This is a genomic window from Nocardia rosealba (genome assembly GCF_020216065.1).
GTDB lineage: Bacteria > Actinomycetota > Actinomycetes > Mycobacteriales > Mycobacteriaceae > Nocardia > Nocardia rosealba.
This window is the reverse complement of record NZ_JAIWNA010000002.1, coordinates 1087145-1103674: the sequence shown is the minus strand read 5'-3', so window position 1 is coordinate 1103674 and position 16530 is coordinate 1087145. Positions and strand designations below refer to the sequence as shown.

At 69.1% G+C, this 16530-nt stretch carries 16 protein-coding genes; 12 read left to right on the top strand and 4 right to left on the bottom strand.

Translation table 11 applies throughout. The features are described from left to right. Positions 1–31: 31 nt before the first annotated feature. Both LDL21_RS12015 and LDL21_RS12010 read right to left on the bottom strand, forming a co-directional pair. The gene (locus LDL21_RS12015) at positions 32–1093 is read right to left on the bottom strand and encodes an enoyl-CoA hydratase/isomerase family protein (protein WP_225280069.1); all 1062 of its coding nucleotides are present in this window, start codon (positions 1091–1093) and stop codon (positions 32–34) included. After that, the gene (locus LDL21_RS12010) at positions 1093–2646 is read right to left on the bottom strand and encodes an AMP-binding protein (protein ID WP_225280068.1); all 1554 of its coding nucleotides are present in this window, start codon (positions 2644–2646) and stop codon (positions 1093–1095) included. The genes LDL21_RS12015 and LDL21_RS12010 overlap by 1 nt, the downstream gene beginning before the upstream one ends. Before the next feature lie 89 nt (positions 2647–2735). On the opposite strand from LDL21_RS12010, the gene LDL21_RS12005 reads away from it, so the two are divergent. Further along, positions 2736–3455: an enoyl-CoA hydratase/isomerase family protein gene (locus LDL21_RS12005; RefSeq protein WP_181696096.1), complete on the top strand. Its 720-nt coding sequence runs from the start codon at positions 2736–2738 to the stop codon at positions 3453–3455. 24 nt (positions 3456–3479) lie between these two features. Here LDL21_RS12005 and LDL21_RS12000 read toward each other — a convergent pair whose 3' ends face one another. Further along, positions 3480–4244, bottom strand: coding sequence for an SDR family NAD(P)-dependent oxidoreductase (locus LDL21_RS12000; protein WP_225280344.1), 765 nt, complete (start codon positions 4242–4244; stop codon positions 3480–3482). Between the two features lie 53 nt (positions 4245–4297). Here LDL21_RS12000 and LDL21_RS11995 point away from each other — a divergent pair, with 53 nt between their 5' ends. Both LDL21_RS11995 and LDL21_RS11990 read left to right on the top strand, forming a co-directional pair. Continuing rightward, positions 4298–5731 carry a class I adenylate-forming enzyme family protein gene (locus LDL21_RS11995; protein WP_225280067.1) on the top strand — a complete coding sequence of 478 codons (1434 nt, stop codon included), beginning with the start codon at positions 4298–4300 and terminating at the stop codon, positions 5729–5731. Further along, positions 5724–6869 (top strand): thiolase family protein, encoded by a 1146-nt coding sequence (locus LDL21_RS11990; RefSeq protein ID WP_225280066.1) that lies wholly within the window; start codon positions 5724–5726, stop codon positions 6867–6869. Before LDL21_RS11995 ends, LDL21_RS11990 begins: the two co-directional genes overlap by 8 nt. 33 nt (positions 6870–6902) lie before the next feature. Here the strand turns inward: LDL21_RS11990 and LDL21_RS11985 are convergent, their stop codons facing one another. Next, the gene (locus tag LDL21_RS11985) at positions 6903–7556 is read right to left on the bottom strand and encodes a TetR/AcrR family transcriptional regulator (RefSeq protein WP_225280065.1); all 654 of its coding nucleotides are present in this window, start codon (positions 7554–7556) and stop codon (positions 6903–6905) included. A gap of 175 nt (positions 7557–7731) precedes the next feature. Between LDL21_RS11985 and LDL21_RS11980 the strand changes: the two genes are divergently transcribed. The 9 genes from LDL21_RS11980 to LDL21_RS11940 are packed head-to-tail and all read left to right on the top strand — an operon-like array spanning position 7732 to position 16454. Continuing rightward, complete coding sequence (locus LDL21_RS11980) at positions 7732–8730, top strand: acyl-CoA dehydrogenase family protein (protein ID WP_225280343.1); 999 nt, start codon at positions 7732–7734, stop codon at positions 8728–8730. Beyond that, positions 8714–9892: an acyl-CoA dehydrogenase family protein gene (locus LDL21_RS11975; protein ID WP_225280064.1), complete on the top strand. Its 1179-nt coding sequence runs from the start codon at positions 8714–8716 to the stop codon at positions 9890–9892. Before LDL21_RS11980 ends, LDL21_RS11975 begins: the two co-directional genes overlap by 17 nt. Before the next feature lie 10 nt (positions 9893–9902). Further along, positions 9903–10685: an enoyl-CoA hydratase gene (locus LDL21_RS11970; RefSeq protein ID WP_225280063.1), complete on the top strand. Its 783-nt coding sequence runs from the start codon at positions 9903–9905 to the stop codon at positions 10683–10685. Continuing rightward, positions 10685–11185, top strand: a complete 501-nt coding sequence (locus tag LDL21_RS11965; RefSeq protein WP_225280062.1) for an MTB12 C-terminal domain-containing protein — start codon at positions 10685–10687, stop codon at positions 11183–11185. Before LDL21_RS11970 ends, LDL21_RS11965 begins: the two co-directional genes overlap by 1 nt. Positions 11186–11223: 38 nt before the next feature. Continuing rightward, positions 11224–12570 carry an ABC transporter substrate-binding protein gene (locus LDL21_RS11960; RefSeq protein ID WP_225280342.1) on the top strand — a complete coding sequence of 449 codons (1347 nt, stop codon included), beginning with the start codon at positions 11224–11226 and terminating at the stop codon, positions 12568–12570. Further along, positions 12571–14691 carry a branched-chain amino acid ABC transporter permease gene (locus LDL21_RS11955; protein WP_225280061.1) on the top strand — a complete coding sequence of 707 codons (2121 nt, stop codon included), beginning with the start codon at positions 12571–12573 and terminating at the stop codon, positions 14689–14691. Further along, positions 14669–15382 carry an ABC transporter ATP-binding protein gene (locus tag LDL21_RS11950; RefSeq protein WP_225280060.1) on the top strand — a complete coding sequence of 238 codons (714 nt, stop codon included), beginning with the start codon at positions 14669–14671 and terminating at the stop codon, positions 15380–15382. The genes LDL21_RS11955 and LDL21_RS11950 overlap by 23 nt, the downstream gene beginning before the upstream one ends. Continuing rightward, a complete protein-coding gene (locus LDL21_RS11945; protein ID WP_181696087.1) occupies positions 15379–16086 on the top strand; it encodes an ABC transporter ATP-binding protein in 708 nt (235 codons plus the stop codon). Before LDL21_RS11950 ends, LDL21_RS11945 begins: the two co-directional genes overlap by 4 nt. Next, positions 16083–16454 carry a ubiquitin family protein gene (locus LDL21_RS11940; RefSeq protein WP_225280059.1) on the top strand — a complete coding sequence of 124 codons (372 nt, stop codon included), beginning with the start codon at positions 16083–16085 and terminating at the stop codon, positions 16452–16454. The genes LDL21_RS11945 and LDL21_RS11940 overlap by 4 nt, the downstream gene beginning before the upstream one ends. Positions 16455–16530: the final 76 nt, after the last annotated feature.

The following is a 16530-nucleotide window of genomic DNA, read 5'->3' as shown; positions in this document are numbered from 1 at the left end:
TTCGGCTGTGCGACAACGTTGGTGTGGCATCTCAGCCCCGCTCATCGACGATCCGGTCGACCAGTCCCCACCGCAGCGCTGTCCGCGCGTCCAGCCGCTGCTCGCTCAGCATCAGCCAGGCCGCACGCCAGCGGCCGATGCGACGCGGCACACCGACCGTGCCACCCGCGCCGGGAACGAGTCCCATCCGCACCTCGGGGAAGCGGAAATATGTTCGCGCGGTGGCGGTTACGGTACCGGCAAACGCGGCGAGTTCGGCACCGGCGCCGATGCAGGCGCCGTGCGTGTGGACGACGAGGCGGTCGGCGAGGCGGTCCAATACCCGCCACGGTGCGCGCTCGAGGCGCACCAGGTAGGCCGCGACCGGATCGGTCGACATCCCGAATTCGGCCAGGTCGCCACCGCTGCAGAACACCGGTCCCGCGCCGCTGAGCTCGATCGAGGTGATCGTGGGATCGGCGGCCGCGACCTGTGCGGCGGCGAGCAGTTCCTCTCGCAGCCGCACGCTCAGGGCATTGCGGCGGCGCGGATGGTCGAGGACGATCGCCAGGTGCTCTCCGGTTCGGTGCAGCCGGACCAGAGGATCCTGGGTGTCGACCGCCTGGGGGAGTGGCCCGCGCTCGCCGAGCCACCGGGCGAACTCGGTGCCGCCCAGCAGCATCGAGTACACGGCGGCCTCGGCGGCCAGCGCGGGCATTGTCGGCTGTGCCGCGTTGCGGTGAAGCAGCTGCCCCAGACACAGGGCAGCCTGCGGTGACCGAGCCACGGCGGTCCGCAGAATCTCCAGGCAGTCATCGATATCCGGCACGGTGACAAGAGGTTTCAGGTATGCGGGTGCCGGCAGCTCCGACAAGGTCATGGTGGTCGCGGTGAGCGCGGGTTCGAGGCGTTCGGTCGATGGCCGACGCAGCACACCCACCACCAGGGCCACCGAATCCCGGATCCGGCTCGCCGTCAGCTCGACCCGCTCGGCCGGTGCGTCACACAGGTCGTCGAGTTCGAGGACGACGAGCGGTCGGGCCGGCACACCCGACTCGGTGAGCGCGGTCCCGTCGTCGAGCAGCGGATCGCCGTACCGGGCCGTGGCGGACATCACCGCACCGTCGGGGTGATCGAACGCTGCGCGACGGCGCGGCGAACCTCGAACTTGCGCACTTTGCCACTGGCCGTGCGCGGAAAATCCGTGACCTCGTGCAACTCCTCGGGCCATTTCTGAGTGGCGATCGCGGCCCGCGCGAAATGCGCCCTGACCTCATCGAGAGTCGGCAATCGATGACCCGCGCGCAACCGGAGCACCGCCGCCGCGCGTTCGCCCAACCGGTCGTCGGGCGCGGCGACCACTACCGCCTCGGCCACCCCCGGCATCGTCAGCAGCACCTCCTCCACCTCGAGGGCGCTGATGTTCTCGCCACCCCGGATGATGATGTCGGCCTTGCGATCGGTGATCGTGAGATAGCCGTCGGCGTCGAGGGTGCCGATATCGCCGGTGTGGTACCAGCCCTCGCCATCGAAGGCGGCCGCGGTGAGGGCGTCGTCGGTGTAGCCGAGACACAGCTCGGGCCCTCGGCTGAGGATCTCCCCGTCGGCCGCCAGCCGGATCTCCACACCCGGCAGCGGATTCCCGTCGGTGAACAGGCGTTTGTCCACCGGCGCGGTGACCCGCGATCCTGTGATCGAGGGATGCTCGGTACTGCCATAGGACCGGAACACCGTGATACCGAGATCATCGAGACGCCGGGTGACCGCGGCGGGGACCGACGACCCGCCGAGCCCGGCATACCGCATCCTCGGCAGATACTCGGGGGTGAAGTCCGGGTGATCGAGCAGGCTGGTGACGAAATACGTGGCACCACCGCCGACGGAGAGACCATGCTCGCGCATCAGGCCGAGCACCCGACCCGGATCCCAGACATCGGTCAGATGGATCGGGGTGCCCGCGAGCACCGGGATCAGGAAGGCATTGATCATCCCGATGAAATGTCCCACCGGGGCCGCGGTGAGCTGGGTATCGCGGTCCGATGGGTACAGACCGGCGAGCTGGCGGGTCTCGTGCCCGAGTGTTTCATGGCTGTGCACAACACCTTTCGGTGCGCTCGTGGTGCCCGAGGTGAACGCGATCAGGGCCGGGCCCGCCGGGTCGACGGGCAGCGAGCCAGTCAGCGGATCCGCGTCGAACAGCGCCTGGAAGTCGCGCCCGACCACCCCGACGATCGGCACATCGGCACACAGGTCCGGCTGGAACTCCATCCGCCCGAACCGGTCCGCGGTGACGAACACACTCGGCCGCGTGGACTCGAGAATGTAGGCGAGTTCCTTGCGGCCGTAGAAGTGCACGATCGGCACCACCACCGCCCCGAGGAACGCCGACGCCCAGAACGTCGTCGCGGCCTCGACCCAGTTCGGCAGCTGGAACGCCACCACATCGCCGGGGCCGACACCGCGGGCGCGCAATCCCGCTGCCAGGCGGCGGGCCCGCTGCTCGACCGCACCTACCGTGCCCGCCCACGGCCGCTGCGCCGAGTGCACCCGGAACTCGGTCTCGGACGCGGAAGCCAGCCCCCGGCTCAGCAGCTCTCCGATCGTCTCGCCGGTCCACCAGCCGTCGGCCCGGTACTGCTCGATCAGATCGGCGGGAATAGTGCGCACGTGAGACTCCGATGCCCGAACCGAGAAAACGTCTCGGTGATGTTATTCTCTCGCAGCAAGAATGACAATCTCAGACGGGAGAATGCCGAATGGTCGAGCTGGAGCTGGAGCAGGGCGTCGCGGTCGTCACGATCGACCGACCACAGGCACGCAACGCGATCGCGCCGATCACCATGGACCAGCTCGACGAGGCGCTCGACGCCGCCGACGAGGCGCGTGTGCTGGTGATCCGGGGCGCCGGTGACAAAGCATTCGTCTCCGGTGGGGACCTCAAGGAACTCAGCGCGCTGCGCACCGAAGAGCAGGCCGCCGCGATGGCCTGGCGGATGCGAACCATCTGCGACCGGCTCGCCGCGTTTCCCGGACCGGTGATCGCGGCCCTGAACGGGCACGCGTTCGGTGGTGGCGCCGAAGTGGCCGTGGCCGCCGACATCCGGGTCGCGGCGGCCGACATCAAGATCGGCTTCAACCAGTCCGCGCTGGCGATCATGCCCGCCTGGGGCGGCGCCGAACGGCTCGCCGCCCTGGTCGGCAAGGGCCGGGCGATCATGCTGGCCGGCGCGGGGACGATTCTCGGCGCGGCCGAGGCCGAGCGGCTCGGGCTGATCGACCAGGTCTGGGAGCGGCCGGATTTCGAGAACGGCTGGCGCGCGCTGGCCCGTGCGCTCGCCACCCCGCAGGCCGGGGAGATCAAGCGGGTGGTCGGCGGTGTCACGCCCGAGGAGGCGGTCGGCGCCTTCGCGCGACTGTGGGTCGCGGACGAGCACTGGGCCGCCGCCGACGCGGTGCTCACCCGCCGTCCCGCCTGACCGGCGATCGGTCTGGGGCACAGGTTATTTCGGCGGGAACCGCAAGGCGCCGTCGAGCCGGATCACCTCGCCGTTGAGGTAGTCGTTGTCGATGATCGCCTGCACCAGTTGCGCGTACTCGGCCGAACGGCCCATCCGCTTGGGGTGCGGAACCTGTGTGCTCCAGTGCGCCTCCAGTCGGTCGGCGGCCGCGCCGTAGGCGGGGGTGTTGAAAGTGCCGGGTGCGATGGTGACGACCCGGATGCCGAGTGGGGCCAGATCCCGGGCGGCGACCAACGTCATCCCGACCACGCCACCCTTGGCGGCGGCATAGGGGAGCTGACCGACCTGCCCCTCGTAGGCGGCGATCGAGGCGGTGTTGACGATGACGCCGCGGCCGCCTTCGGTGAGCGGTTCCGCCTCGGCGATGGCCGCGGCCGAGAGCCGCAGGACGTTGAACACCGAGGTCAGATAGAACTCGATCGTGGTGCGAAAGCCCTCCAGCGGCAACGGCTTACCGTCCTTGCCGACGAGCCGACCTCCGCTGGCGGGCCCACCGTGGGCATCCACCGAGATGCGCAACGGACCGAGCGCCTGCGCCTGCTCGATCGCGGCACCGACCGACTCCTCGCTGGTGGCATCGGTGTGCACGTAGCGGATCCCGAGTTCGTGCTCGAGTTCCTTGCCCTTGTCGTCGGCGACATCGGCCACGACGACCTTCGCGCCCGCGGCGTGGAGGCGGCGCGCTGTCGCCGCGCCGAGCCCGCCGGTGCCGCCGACCACGAGTGCGGAGCTACCGCTGATCTGCATGATGATGCCCTCTCTTGAAATCAAGACTCTCTTATTGAGAGAATAATGTTCTCATGAACATTGGCATGATTCTAGACATGGCGGCTTCGGCCGGAAATCGATCGGTGATCACGGTCGGCGACCGCTCGCTGACGGCGGCGGGCCTGCTCGACTACGCCCGGCGCGCGGCACCACGCTTCGGGGAGTACTCCGCGGTGCTGTATCTGGGCACCAGTCACCTCGCCTATCCGGTCGCGTTGTTCGGCGCCGTCCTGGCCGGTGTGCCGTTCGTGCCGCTGAACTACCGGCTCGGTGACGAGCAGACGGCAGCGCTGCTTCGCAGGCACCCCGGAGCGTTGGTTTTAGAACCCGGCGATCTCGACGCCCTCGTCACTCCGGCGCCGACTGCCGCCGCGCCGGAGCTGCCCACACCGTGGGACGGCGACGCGGTCGCGGTGATCATCTACACCAGCGGCACGACCTCCGAACCCAAGGCCGCGCTGCTGCGGCACCGGCACCTGATGGCCTACCTGCTCAACACCGTCGAATTCGGTTCCGCCGCAGCGACCGACGCGGCCCTGGTCTCGGTGCCCCCGTACCACATCGCGGGCCTGACGAACCTGCTCTCCAACCTCTACGCCGGGCGCCGGGTGGTCTACCTGCCCGCCTTCGACGCCGCCGACTGGTTGGCCACCGTGCGCCGCGAACAGATCACCCAGGCCATGCTCGTGCCGACCATGCTGGCCCGCATCGTGGCGCACGTCGACGGCCCCGATGCCGCCACCCCGTCGCTGGCGACCCTGTCCTACGGCGGTTCCCGGACACCGCGCCCGGTGATCGAGCGCGCGTTGCGGGTCTTCCCGTCGACCGGCTTCGTCAATGCCTACGGGCTCACCGAGACCGCGTCCTCGGTGGCGGTTCTCGGCCCGGACGACCACCGCGCGGCGGCAAGCTCCCAGGACCCGGCGGTGCGGGCCCGGCTCGGGTCTGTCGGCCGCGCGCTGCCCGGCATCGAATTCGAGATACGCACCGCGACAGGCGAACCCGTGCCGACCGGTGACACCGGGTTGGTGTACGTCCGTGGTGACCAGATCTCGGGGGAGTACGGCGGGCACACCGCGCTCGATGCCGAGGGCTGGTTCCCCACCCGCGATCTTGGGCGCCTCGACGACGAGGGCTATCTGTACATCGAGGGCCGCGCCGACGACACCATCATCCGGGGTGGGGAGAACATCGCACCCGCCGAGATCGAGGACGTGCTGCTCGCCTGCCCCGGGATCACCGAGGCGGCGGTGATCGGCGTTCCGGACCCCGAGTGGGGGCAGCGACTCGTCGCCGTGGTCGTCGGGACCGGCGACGAAGACGACCTCAAGGAGTGGGTGCGCTCGCGTCTGCGCTCGTCGAAGACGCCCGACGCCATCGTCTTCCGCGCCGAACTGCCCAAGACCGAGACCGGAAAACTACTGCGACGCAACCTCGTCGCCGAAATGGAGAACACCGATGCCTGAAGCAGTCATAGTCTCCGCCGTGCGGACCCCCATCGGCACCGCGCGCAAGGGGACGCTGCGCGACACGGACGCGTTCGTCCTGGCCGATCACGTGGTCTCCGCCGTGGCGCAGGACTGGGAGCCCGGCCACATCGACGACGTGGTGCTGGGGGAGGGGCGCTACGGCGGCGGTGTGCTCGCCAGGCACGCGGCCGTCACCGCCGGGCTGACCACGGTCCCCGGGCTGGCCACCAACCGGCACTGCGCCGCCGGGATGGCGGCGGTGCAGACCGCGGCCGCGAACATTCGTGCGGGGATGGACCGGCTCGTCATCGCGGGCGGGGTGAACTCCGACTCCACCGCGCCCCGGCAGCGGTTCCGCGTCGGCGAGGACGAGTGGCTCGAGCCCTGGACCTCGCCCTCCCATCCCGACCGTCCCGACGCGCCCAACCAGGACATGTCGATCACGGTCGGGTGGAACACGGCGGTGGAGACCGGGCTCACCCGCGCCGAGATGGACGCCTGGGCGCTGCGCTCGCACCGGCGGGCGATCGAGGCGATCGACACCGGTCGCTTCGTCGACGAGATCGTGCCGCTCGAGACCCCACACGGCCTGTTCGAGGTCGACGAGCATCCCCGCCGCGACACCAGTGCCGAGAAACTGGCCGGGCTGAAGGTGCTGCACCCCGAGATCGAGGGCTTCAGCATCACCGCGGGCAATGCGGCGGGCGCCAACGACGGTGCCGCGGCCATGATGATCGCGAGTGACCGATTCGGCTGGCCGGTGCTCGGTGTCATCCGGTCGTGGGCTTCGGTCGGTATCGATCCGGCGTTGATGGGACTCGCGCCGATCGAGGCGATCACCAAAGCTGTTGCCCGGGCGGGTATCTCGCTCGGCGATGTCGCGCTGTTCGAGATCAACGAGGCGTTCGCCTCGGTACCGCTGGCGGCGATCAAGACGCTCGGCCTCGATCCCGAACTCGTCAACGTGAACGGGAGCGGCTGCTCGCTCGGGCATCCGGTCGCGGCGACCGGTGCCCGGCTGATCGTCACGTTGGTGCACGAATTGCGCAGGCGCGGTGGCGGCTTCGGTGTCGCCGCCCTGTGTGCCGGCGGTGGTATGGGATCGGCGACCGTCGTCGAGGTGCCCGCGCCGTGACCTGTCCCGGGTGACCGAGCGGTCACCCGGGGTTCACGCCACCGCGAACCCGTACGCGCAGAAGTTCCAGATCTCGCCCGCGGTGATCGGGTGCGTGCCGTCCTCGTCGGAGCCGCCCGCGGACTGCGCGGTGAACATCACCGTCTGCATCACCACGGCGGCCATCCGGCGCGGTTCGAGGTCGGCGCGCATCTCACCGGCCTTCTTGGCCTCTTCCATCAGCTCGGTGAACAGGCTCAGCAGCGGTGCATGGGCCACCTTGACCTGGGCGGGGTGCGAGACCAGCAGTTGCGGTGCGAAGTCGGTGAACAGCGGTCGCTGCGCGGTCGGGTCGGGCCTGCACAATTCGAACAGCAGCTCCACGGCGACCTGCAGCCGCTCGAGCGGCGTCTTCTTGCCCTCGGCGGCCGCGGCCAGCTGATCGGCCGTCCGGTTCAGCGCGTCCTCGAACAGGGCGAGCAGCAGCTCGTGCTTGCCGTCGAACTGCAGGTAGAAACTGCGCAGCGACTGCCGTGAGCGGTCGACGACCTCCTGCACGGTGAAGTCGGTACTGCCCTTCTCGGTGATGATCGCCTGCGCCGCGTCGAGGAACTTCTGCACCCGCTGCTCGGCGCGCAGTTTCGCGCTGCGCAGTGAGCGCTCGACGGCACGCTGCTTCCACGCGGGCTCTTCGCCGACGCTGGTCACGGGCACCTCAGTTCTCGGTCATCTGTGCAGAACATGAGTGCACTGTACCGGAGAACGTCATATTCATCGGCGCCAGGCACGCCGGAGCGAACCGATCCGAGACTATTACTTTCCCATGAGGAGAATGCTATTCTCCTGTTTGTTCATCGCGGTAATCAACGAGGAGGCCGTCGGGATGCTTGTGGAGCTCGACTCCGATCAACGGCTGTGGCAGGAGACCGTGCACGCCGTTCTCGTCAAGGAATGTCCGCCGGCACTGATCCGTGCGATCGCCGACCAGGACGCCGATCCCGCCCCGCTCTGGCAGATCTTCGTCGAGCAGGGCTGGACCGAGCTGACCGAAGCCGCCGACGCGGTGGAACTGGCCATCGTGCTCGAAGCCCTCGGCCGGGCAACCGATCCCACGCCGTATCTGGCGACCATGACCCACTTCGCTCCCCTGGCACCGCGATTCGCGCGGCCGGGCGGAACTGGGTCGGCGGTGTTCGACGGTGTCAGCGCGCGCCGCGACGGCAGCGACTGGTTGCTGAACGGCACCGCCGAACACGTGCTCGACGGTGATCGGGCCGAGCAGCTCGCTGTCGTCACGGGCGCGGGAGTGTTCGTGGTCCCCGCCGCCGACGTGACGGCCCGGCGCACCTCGGTCTTCGACCCGGTACTGCACATCGCCGAAGTGAGCTTCGCCGACGTGCGGGTGCGCGACGACTTCCGCGTGGACACCGACCCCGAACGGGCCCGCCACCTCGCCCTGACGGGGCTGGCGCTGACCATGGTCGGTGCCTGCCAGCGCATTCTGGACATGGTGCTCGAGCACGTGCGCACCCGGCAGCAGTTCGGGGTGGCGCTGGGCACCTTCCAGGCCGTCAAACACAAGGCCGCCGACATGCAGATCGCCATCGAACGGGCGAGGGCGCTGGCCTATTTCGCGGCGCTGACCATCGCCGCCGACGATCCGCGTCGCCGGATCGCGGCCTCGATGGCCAAGGCCGCCGCCGGTGAATGCCAGTCCTCGGTGTTCCGGCACGGCGTCCAGTTGTTCGGCGCCATGGGTTTCACCTGGGAGAACGACCTGCAATTCGCGCTCAAGCGGGCCAAGGCGGGCGAGCTGCTGCTCGGCGGAGCGCACATCCACCGGGCCCTGATCGCCGAGGAATACCATGCAACTGACTTTTGACAGCGACGTCGAATCCTTCCGCGCCGAATTCGTGGCCTTCCTGGCCGAACACGGCCCCGACCCCACGCTTGCCGCGCGCGACCGTGCCCGGTCGAGCGCGGACATTCCCGCGTGGTCGCGGGAATGGCAGCGCCGCCAATTCGACAGCGGCTGGCTGCTTCCCGGCAATCCACCGGAGTTCGGCGGCCGTGACGCGACGTTGCTGCAGCAGTACGTGCACCTGGAGGAGCTGTCCAGGCGGCACATGTATCACAGCTTCAATCCGCAGGGGCTGGGCATCATCGCCGCCTCCCTGCTGTCCTTCGGCACCGAACAGCAGAAGCACCGGTGGGCGGTGCCGATCCTGCGGGCCGAGATCACCGCCGCGCTCGGCATGAGCGAACCGGGGGCCGGCTCCGATCTGGCGGGCCTGCGCACCCGCGCCGTACTCGACGGCGACCACTTCGTCGTCAACGGGCAGAAGGTCTGGACCTCCGGGGCCCACGATGCCGACGTCCTGCTCACCTTCGTCCGAACCGACCCCGAAGCACCCAAACACAAAGGGATCAGTGTGCTGTTGATTCCGACCGACACCCCGGGCGTGACCAGGCGCCCGTTCGCCTCGATCTGCGACCGGCACGACCTGGACTTCAACGAGGTGTTCTTCGAGGACGTCGTCGTGCCCGCCGAGAACCTGGTCGGACCGCTGCACGGCGGCTGGACGGTGGCCAACGGTTCTCTCGGGCACGAGCGAACACTGTTGTGGCTCAGCTTCGCCGACCGGCTGCGGGAACTGATCGAGGACTACCGGCCGAGCACCGTGCTCGAGCGCGACCGCTACGCCACGGCGATCATGGACAACCAGGCCCTGCGCCTGCTCGGTTCCGCCGCGCTGGCCAGAGCGGCCAGGGGCGAGAGCGATGTCGCCGCGCTGTCGGTACTCAAGGTCCTCGGGTCGGAGGCCGTGCAGAGCGCGGCCGAACAGGCACTGCTCGCCGCGGGCGCCGACGGCCTCGTGCACCCGGCGACCACCCGGGCGTTCGATCCGCTGAATCTGGACAACTTCTCGTGCAGCTGGTTCGAGCGATACGTGCGCAGCTTCGCAGGCACCATCGCGGGCGGCACCTCGGAGATCCAGCGCAACATCATCGCCGAGCGTGTGCTCGGCCTCCCCCGGAGTTGAGGAGCTCGCCGTGTACATCCGCTACGAGGTCGCCGACAAGATCGCGACCATCACCCTCGACCGGCCCCAGGCCGCCAACGCGCAGAACGCGGACCTGCTCGACGAACTCGACGCCGCCTGGACCAGAGCCGCCACCGACGACGAGGTCGCGGTGATCGTGCTTCGCGGTGAAGGAAAACACTTCTCGGCCGGTCACGACCTGAAGGATCGCTGGCCCGCGCCCAAGGACATCACGCTGGAATGGATCTACCAGACCGAGAGCCGCCGCTATCTTGAGTACTCCCTGCGCTGGCGCAACGTGCCCAAGCCCTCGATCGCGGCCGTGCAGGGCCGCTGCATCGCCGGGGGACTGCTGCTGTGCTGGCCGTGTGACCTCATCGTCGCCGCCGAGGACGCGCTCTTCTCCGATCCGGTGGTGTTCATGGGCATCGGCGGCGTCGAATACCACGGGCACACCTGGGAACTCGGCGCGCGCAAGGCCAAGGAGATCCTGTTCACCGGCCGCGCGGTGACCGCACGCGAAGCCGAGCAGGTCGGCATGGTGAACAAGGTGGTCGCGCGCGAGGAGCTCGACGCGCAGACCCGCGCACTGGCCACCACCATCGCCGCCATGCCGCCCTTCGGCCTGCGACAGGCCAAACGAGCGGTCAATCAGACTCTCGACGTCCAGGGCTTCTACGCCGCGATCCAGTCCGTCTTCGACGTGCACTCGACCGGCCACGGAAACGCGCTGAGCGTCAACGGCTTCCCCATCCTGATGGCACTGGACGAGATGAAACAGAGGATCGAGTGATGCGAAACATGCTGCGCCGCAAGGCGATGACCTGTTGCGGAGTGGTGGCGCTCGCCGCCGTGGCGGTCGCCGGCTGCGGTGACGACGAAGAGTCGACCGCTGCCCCGAGCACGTCGAGCGTCGTGACCTCCGCGGCTGCGGCGACGGCCGATACCGCGACCGTCCGGGCGGTCTCCGACGCCTACCTGCTGTTCTTCGACGGCACGGTCGCCGCCGAGGAGAAGATCGCCGTGGTCGAGAAGGGCGCCGAGTTCGAACCGGTGCTGCGCGCGCAGGGCGAGAACCCGCAGGCGAAGACCACCTCGGTCACCGTGAGCGCGGTGAAGATCACCGGCGCCGACGCCGCCGACGTCACCTATTCGCTGCTGATGAACGGCACCCCGGTGCTGCCCGATCAGACGGGTCAGGCAGTGCGCGAGGGCGGGAAATGGAAGGTGGCCGCGGCCACCTACTGCGCCCTGATGGCGATCCAGGGCGGAACCTCGCCCGCGTGCCGATAAGGACGACAGCAGTGAGATCGCAGCGAATTCTCGTCGCCATGATGGCGACCGCGTTGCTCGTGGCCGGTTGCGGTGGCCGCACCGGCAGCGGCGCCGAAGAGGGTGCGGCGCCGAGCGCTCCGGTGACCGCCGATTTCGGCGACCTGACCGGGGTGTGTGGGCCCGGCACCCCGACGAGCTCGCCCACCCAGGGGGTGACCGCGAAGGAGATCGAGGTCGGTGTCTTCACCGACATGGGCTTCACCAAGAACCCGGAACTCGTCGACGCCGCGAAGGTGTTCACCTCCTGGTGTAACGACAACGGTGGAATCAACGGCCGCACACTGAAATACAGCGTGCGCGACGCGAAGCTGCTCGAGGTCCGCCAGCGGATGCTGGAAGCCTGCCGCGAGGACTTCGCCCTGGTCGCCGGCTCCGCCGCACTCGACGGTCTCGGGGTGAAGGACCGGCTCTCGTGCACACTGCCGGAGTTCCCGGCCCAGGTGAGTCAGGTGGAGAACACCGGTTCGGACCTGCAGGTGGGGTCCGGGGCGTCGTCGGCGCGCCCGTACGACTCCTATACCGGCATGCGGCAGTGGTTGTTCAAGGAGGCCTATCCGGCCTCGGCGGGTGCCGTCGGCATCATCGTCGCCGACTCACCGGTGGTGAAGTCCATGGCCGACCGGTATCAGGAATCGCTGCCCGCCGAGGGTGCGACGGTGATCTACAACGACCTGTATCCGGCTGCGGGCGTGTCGGATTGGACGCCGTACGCGCAGTCGATCAAGGCCAAGGGGGTGAAGGGGCTGATCTTCCTCGGTGACTTCCGCAGCCTCGCCAAGCTCGAGGACGTGCTCACCAGCATGGACTACAAGCTCGACTGGGTCGACGCCACGAGCAACGCCTACAACCCGGCGTTCCTCGAACTCGCGGCCACCGCGTTGACCGCGCAGAACAACTTCACCGATCTGTCGGGCACGGCGCCGCTGGAATCGGCGGGCAGTGTCCCGGCGGTGCAGCGGGCCAAGGATCTGTTCGCCCGCTACGCCCCGGACGGCAAGCTGACCTTCCTCGGCCTGCGGGCGCTGACCCAGTGGTTGCTGTTCGCCAAGTCCGCCTCCGCCTGCGGCGACAACCTGACGCGCACCTGCCTGCTCGAGGCCGCGCGCAAGGAAACAGCCTGGACGGCAGGCGGTTTGCAGGCGCCCGCGGATATGTCGACCCAGACCGTGGCACCCAGGTGTTTCAACATCATGAAAGCGACTCCACAGGGCTGGGTCGCGGCCGACTTCGCACCGGATACCGGTCCGTACCGCTGTGACATGAAAGCCTATGTGTACACCAAGGATTACGGCCGCCCGCTGACCCTGGCGGACGTCGGCAAGAGCATGAGCGACGTCGAGTAGATGGAGCAGTTCATCGCGTTCGGCGTCGTGGGGCTCAGCACCGCCGCGATCTACGCCGTCATCGGCAGCGGCCTGGTGCTGACCTTCACCACGACCGGTGTGTTCAACTTCGCCCACGGCGCGGCGGGCATGATGTCGGCGTTCGTCTACTGGCAGCTCACGGTGGGCTGGGGCCTGCCCGCCGCGCTCGCCGTGGTGGTGGTGCTCGGGGTGTTCGCGCCGCTGTTCGGGCTGGCGTTCGCCCAGGCGCTCGCGCCCGCCCAGGGTCTCGGCGACGCCGAGAAATTGGTGATGACGGTGGCGTTGCTCAGCGGGCTGATGCTGGTGGCGCGCTGGATCTGGAACCCGGATGTGGCACGCACACTGCCCCGGTTCTTCGCCGAGCAGCGGCCGCTGCACGTGGGCGCGGTGACCGTCACCTGGCATCAGGCACTGACAATGGTGGTGGCCGTAGCGGTCGCGGTGGGCTTGCGAATCCTGTTGTATCGCACCAGGACCGGGGCCGAGATGCGGGCAACCGTCGACGACCGGGCCCTGGTCGGTCTCACCGGCGCCGACCCCCGCCGCGCGAACCGGGTGGCCTGGATCCTCGGCATCGAACTCGCCGCGGTGGGCGGCATTCTCATCGCGCCGATGGTCGCGCTCGACGCCGCGCAACTGTCGCTGCTGATCGTGAGTGCCTACAGCGCGGCCATCTTCGGCAGGCTGCGCAGTCTCCCGATGACGTTTCTCGGCGCGATCGTGGTCGGCTGCCTGGAGAGCTACCTGACCGGATACCTGCCGCAGAACGCCTACCTGCCGGGGCTGCGGTTGGCCGCGCCCGCGCTGTTGCTGCTCGTCGCGCTCCTGCTGTTCCCTCACGGACGGTTGCGCGGGCGCGATCGGCGACTGAGCCCGGTGCACCTGCCGACCGTGCGTGGCTCGGCCCTGTTCGCCGGGGTGGTCGTGCTCGTCGGTGTCCTGCTCGCGACCCTGCTCAGCGAGTCGGACCTGATCACCTACGGCTCGATCTTCGCTTTCGGTGTGATCGGATTGTCGTTCGTCCCACTCGCCGGGTACGCGGGCCAGATCTCGCTGTGCCAGTTGAGTATCGCCGGTATCGGTGCCGTCGCCTACGCGCACCTGGGCGCCGAGGGGCAATGGTGGGCGTTGCCCGCCGCGATGGTGATCGCCGGAACGGTCGGCGCGTTGATCGCGCTGCCCGCGCTGCGGTTGTCCGGTGTATATCTGGCACTCGGTACGGCGGCGTTCGCGGTGGTACTCGATCGGTGGATCTTCACCCTGCCCTCGTTCTCCGTGCTCGGCGTCGAGATCGCGCTGTTCGACCAGGGGTCGGTGAATCTCGTGGGTCCGGCCCTGTTCGGCACCCAGCTCACCAGCACCGCCCAGATCACCGTCTTCGCGGCGATCGCGCTGGCGGTGTGCGGGTTCGCGGTCGCGATGCTGCGCCGTGCACCGTTCGGACGTCGGCTGATCGCCATGCGCGACAGCGAGGCGGCCTACGCCACGCTCGGCGGCAACCTGCTGGCCGGCAAGATGCTCGTGTTCTCGCTGTCGGCCGCGATCGCCGGACTCGGCGGTGCGCTCTACGGCATGCAGTTGCGCTCGGTGTCCGCCGAGCAATTCGGCTTCGTCGCCGGACTGCCGATCTTCCTGATCGTCGTGATCGCCGGCCTCGGTGCCGTCGGCAGCGGATTGTTCACCGGTGCGGCGTATGCCGGTCCACTGCACGCGATTCCGGTGCTGTTTCCCGCGCTCACCAACCTCGTTCATGTCCTGCCCGCCCTGGGCGGCATCGCGTTCAGCGGTGGTTTCCTCGGCGAGGGCGCGCTGGCGCACCTGCGTGCCGAGTGGGCGGCGGTGCTGCGGGATCGGCTCGTGCGTGGCGTGCTGTTCGGTGGTCTCGCGTTGCTGTGGCTCTCGCGCCTGGCCGAGGTGATCAACGGCTATGTGTTCACCGCCGGTGCGCTGACGGCCGCCGTCGTGCTCCCGCGCTGGGCGGGCAGGCGAGCGCGTGAACCCCGGGCCGCGCAGGTGCCCCTCGAATGGCTCGGCCTGCAACGGCCCTGGAGTACGGCAGACAAGGAGATGCTCGATCGTGGGATCGCTACTCGAAGTTGAGGCGGTGACGGTGAGCTTCGGTGGTCACCGTGCCCTCGACCAGGCGGGCCTGAGCGCCGAGGCGGGCCGGGTGACCGGCCTGATCGGCCCGAACGGGGCGGGCAAGAGCACGCTGTTCGACGTGATCTGCGGATTGCGCCGACCGGTATCGGGCCGGGTCACCATGAACGGGCGGGAGGTGACCCGGCTCGGTCCCGCCCGGCGCGCACGCCACGGGCTGGCCCGGACCTTCCAGCGACTGGAACTGTTCGGCCGCTTGAGTGTTCGCGACAATCTGCTGGTCGCGGCGGAACTCGGCAGGCGCCACGGCGACGCGCACGCCGTCGTGGACGACATCATCGGTCGCCTCGGCCTGGATCAGGTCGCCGACACCACCGCCGACGAATTACCCACCGGCACCGGCCGATTGGTCGAAGTGGGCCGGGCGATGGCCACCCGGCCCAGCGTGCTGCTGCTGGACGAACCCGCGGCGGGCCTGGATCCCACCGAGACCGAGAAATTCGCCGAACTGGTCCGCACGCTCGCGGCCGACGGCGTGGCGGTGCTGCTCGTCGAACACGACATGGGCCTGGTCATGTCGGTGTGCGATCAGCTGTTCGTACTCGATCTCGGCACGATCATCAGCTCCGGTCCACCCGAGGTGGTCCGCCGCGACGAGGCCGTGCTGGCCGCCTATCTGGGAGAAGGATGAGTTCCACACTCGAATTACACGGTGTCCGTGCGGGTTACGACGCGATCACCGTGCTGCACGGCGTCGATCTGCGCGTCGCCGCCGGGGAAGTGGCCGCCCTGCTCGGGCCCAACGGGGCGGGCAAGACGACAACCCTGCGGGTAGCGGCCGGGGTGCGCCCGGTGACCGCCGGGCGGCTCGTGCTCGGCGGCCGCGACGTCACCGGAGTCGACGCGCGAGAGCTCGCCCGGGTGGGTGTCTGCCTGATCCCCGAGGGCCGAGGCGTGTTCCCGAACCTGTCGGTGAGCGACAACCTGCTGATGATGACCTTCACCGGCAAAACCCATGCCGAGATCCAGGAGGTCGCGTTCAGCCGGTTCCCGACCCTGGCCCGGCGCGCCGACCAGATCGCGGGCACGATGTCGGGCGGCGAGCAGCAGATGCTTGCGCTCGCACGAGGATTGGCCACCGACCCGGCGGTGCTGTTGCTCGACGAACTGTCGATGGGATTGGCCCCGCTGGTGGTCGAGCGGCTCTATGAGCAGGTCGCCGAGATCGCGCGGCAGGGGGTGGCGGTGCTGGTCGTCGAGCAGTTCGCCGCCGCTGTCCTCGAGATCGCCGACCACGCGGCCGTGCTGGTGCGTGGCCGCATCGAGTACCAGGGGCCCGCCGACCGTGAGCTCCGCCGCGAACTGCCGACCCTCTACCTAGGAAGTCACCGATGACCGAAACACGTGCCGACCGCTTCGCCGCCGACCTCGCCGCACTGAAGATCCCCGATCCGGCAGCCGGCCGGGGAAGCCTGTGGTTGCGCCTCGGCGCCAGCCTGATGATTGCCGGGCCCGGTGTCGCGGTGCTGTCCTATTTCCTGGCGCACAACACCTCCGATCCGCTCGCCCAGCGCGACGCTCTGGCCCTCGCCCTGACCGGGGTGGCGCTCAGTGTTGTCGGGGCCGCGCTGTTCGTGCGCTATTCGCTGACCGGCGTGCTGCGGTTCTGGATGGCCCGCCAGTCCTACGACCTGGACCAGTTGGCGCAGCGCCTGACCGAGTCTCGCGTGCCGCTCGACGACGCCGCGCCGGTGGCCCGATGAGTCGGGGGCGGGCCGCCCCCCCCCGCGGGCCGCGCCCCCGGGCGTACACCCCGGGGGGGGGCCCCGGGGGACAGAT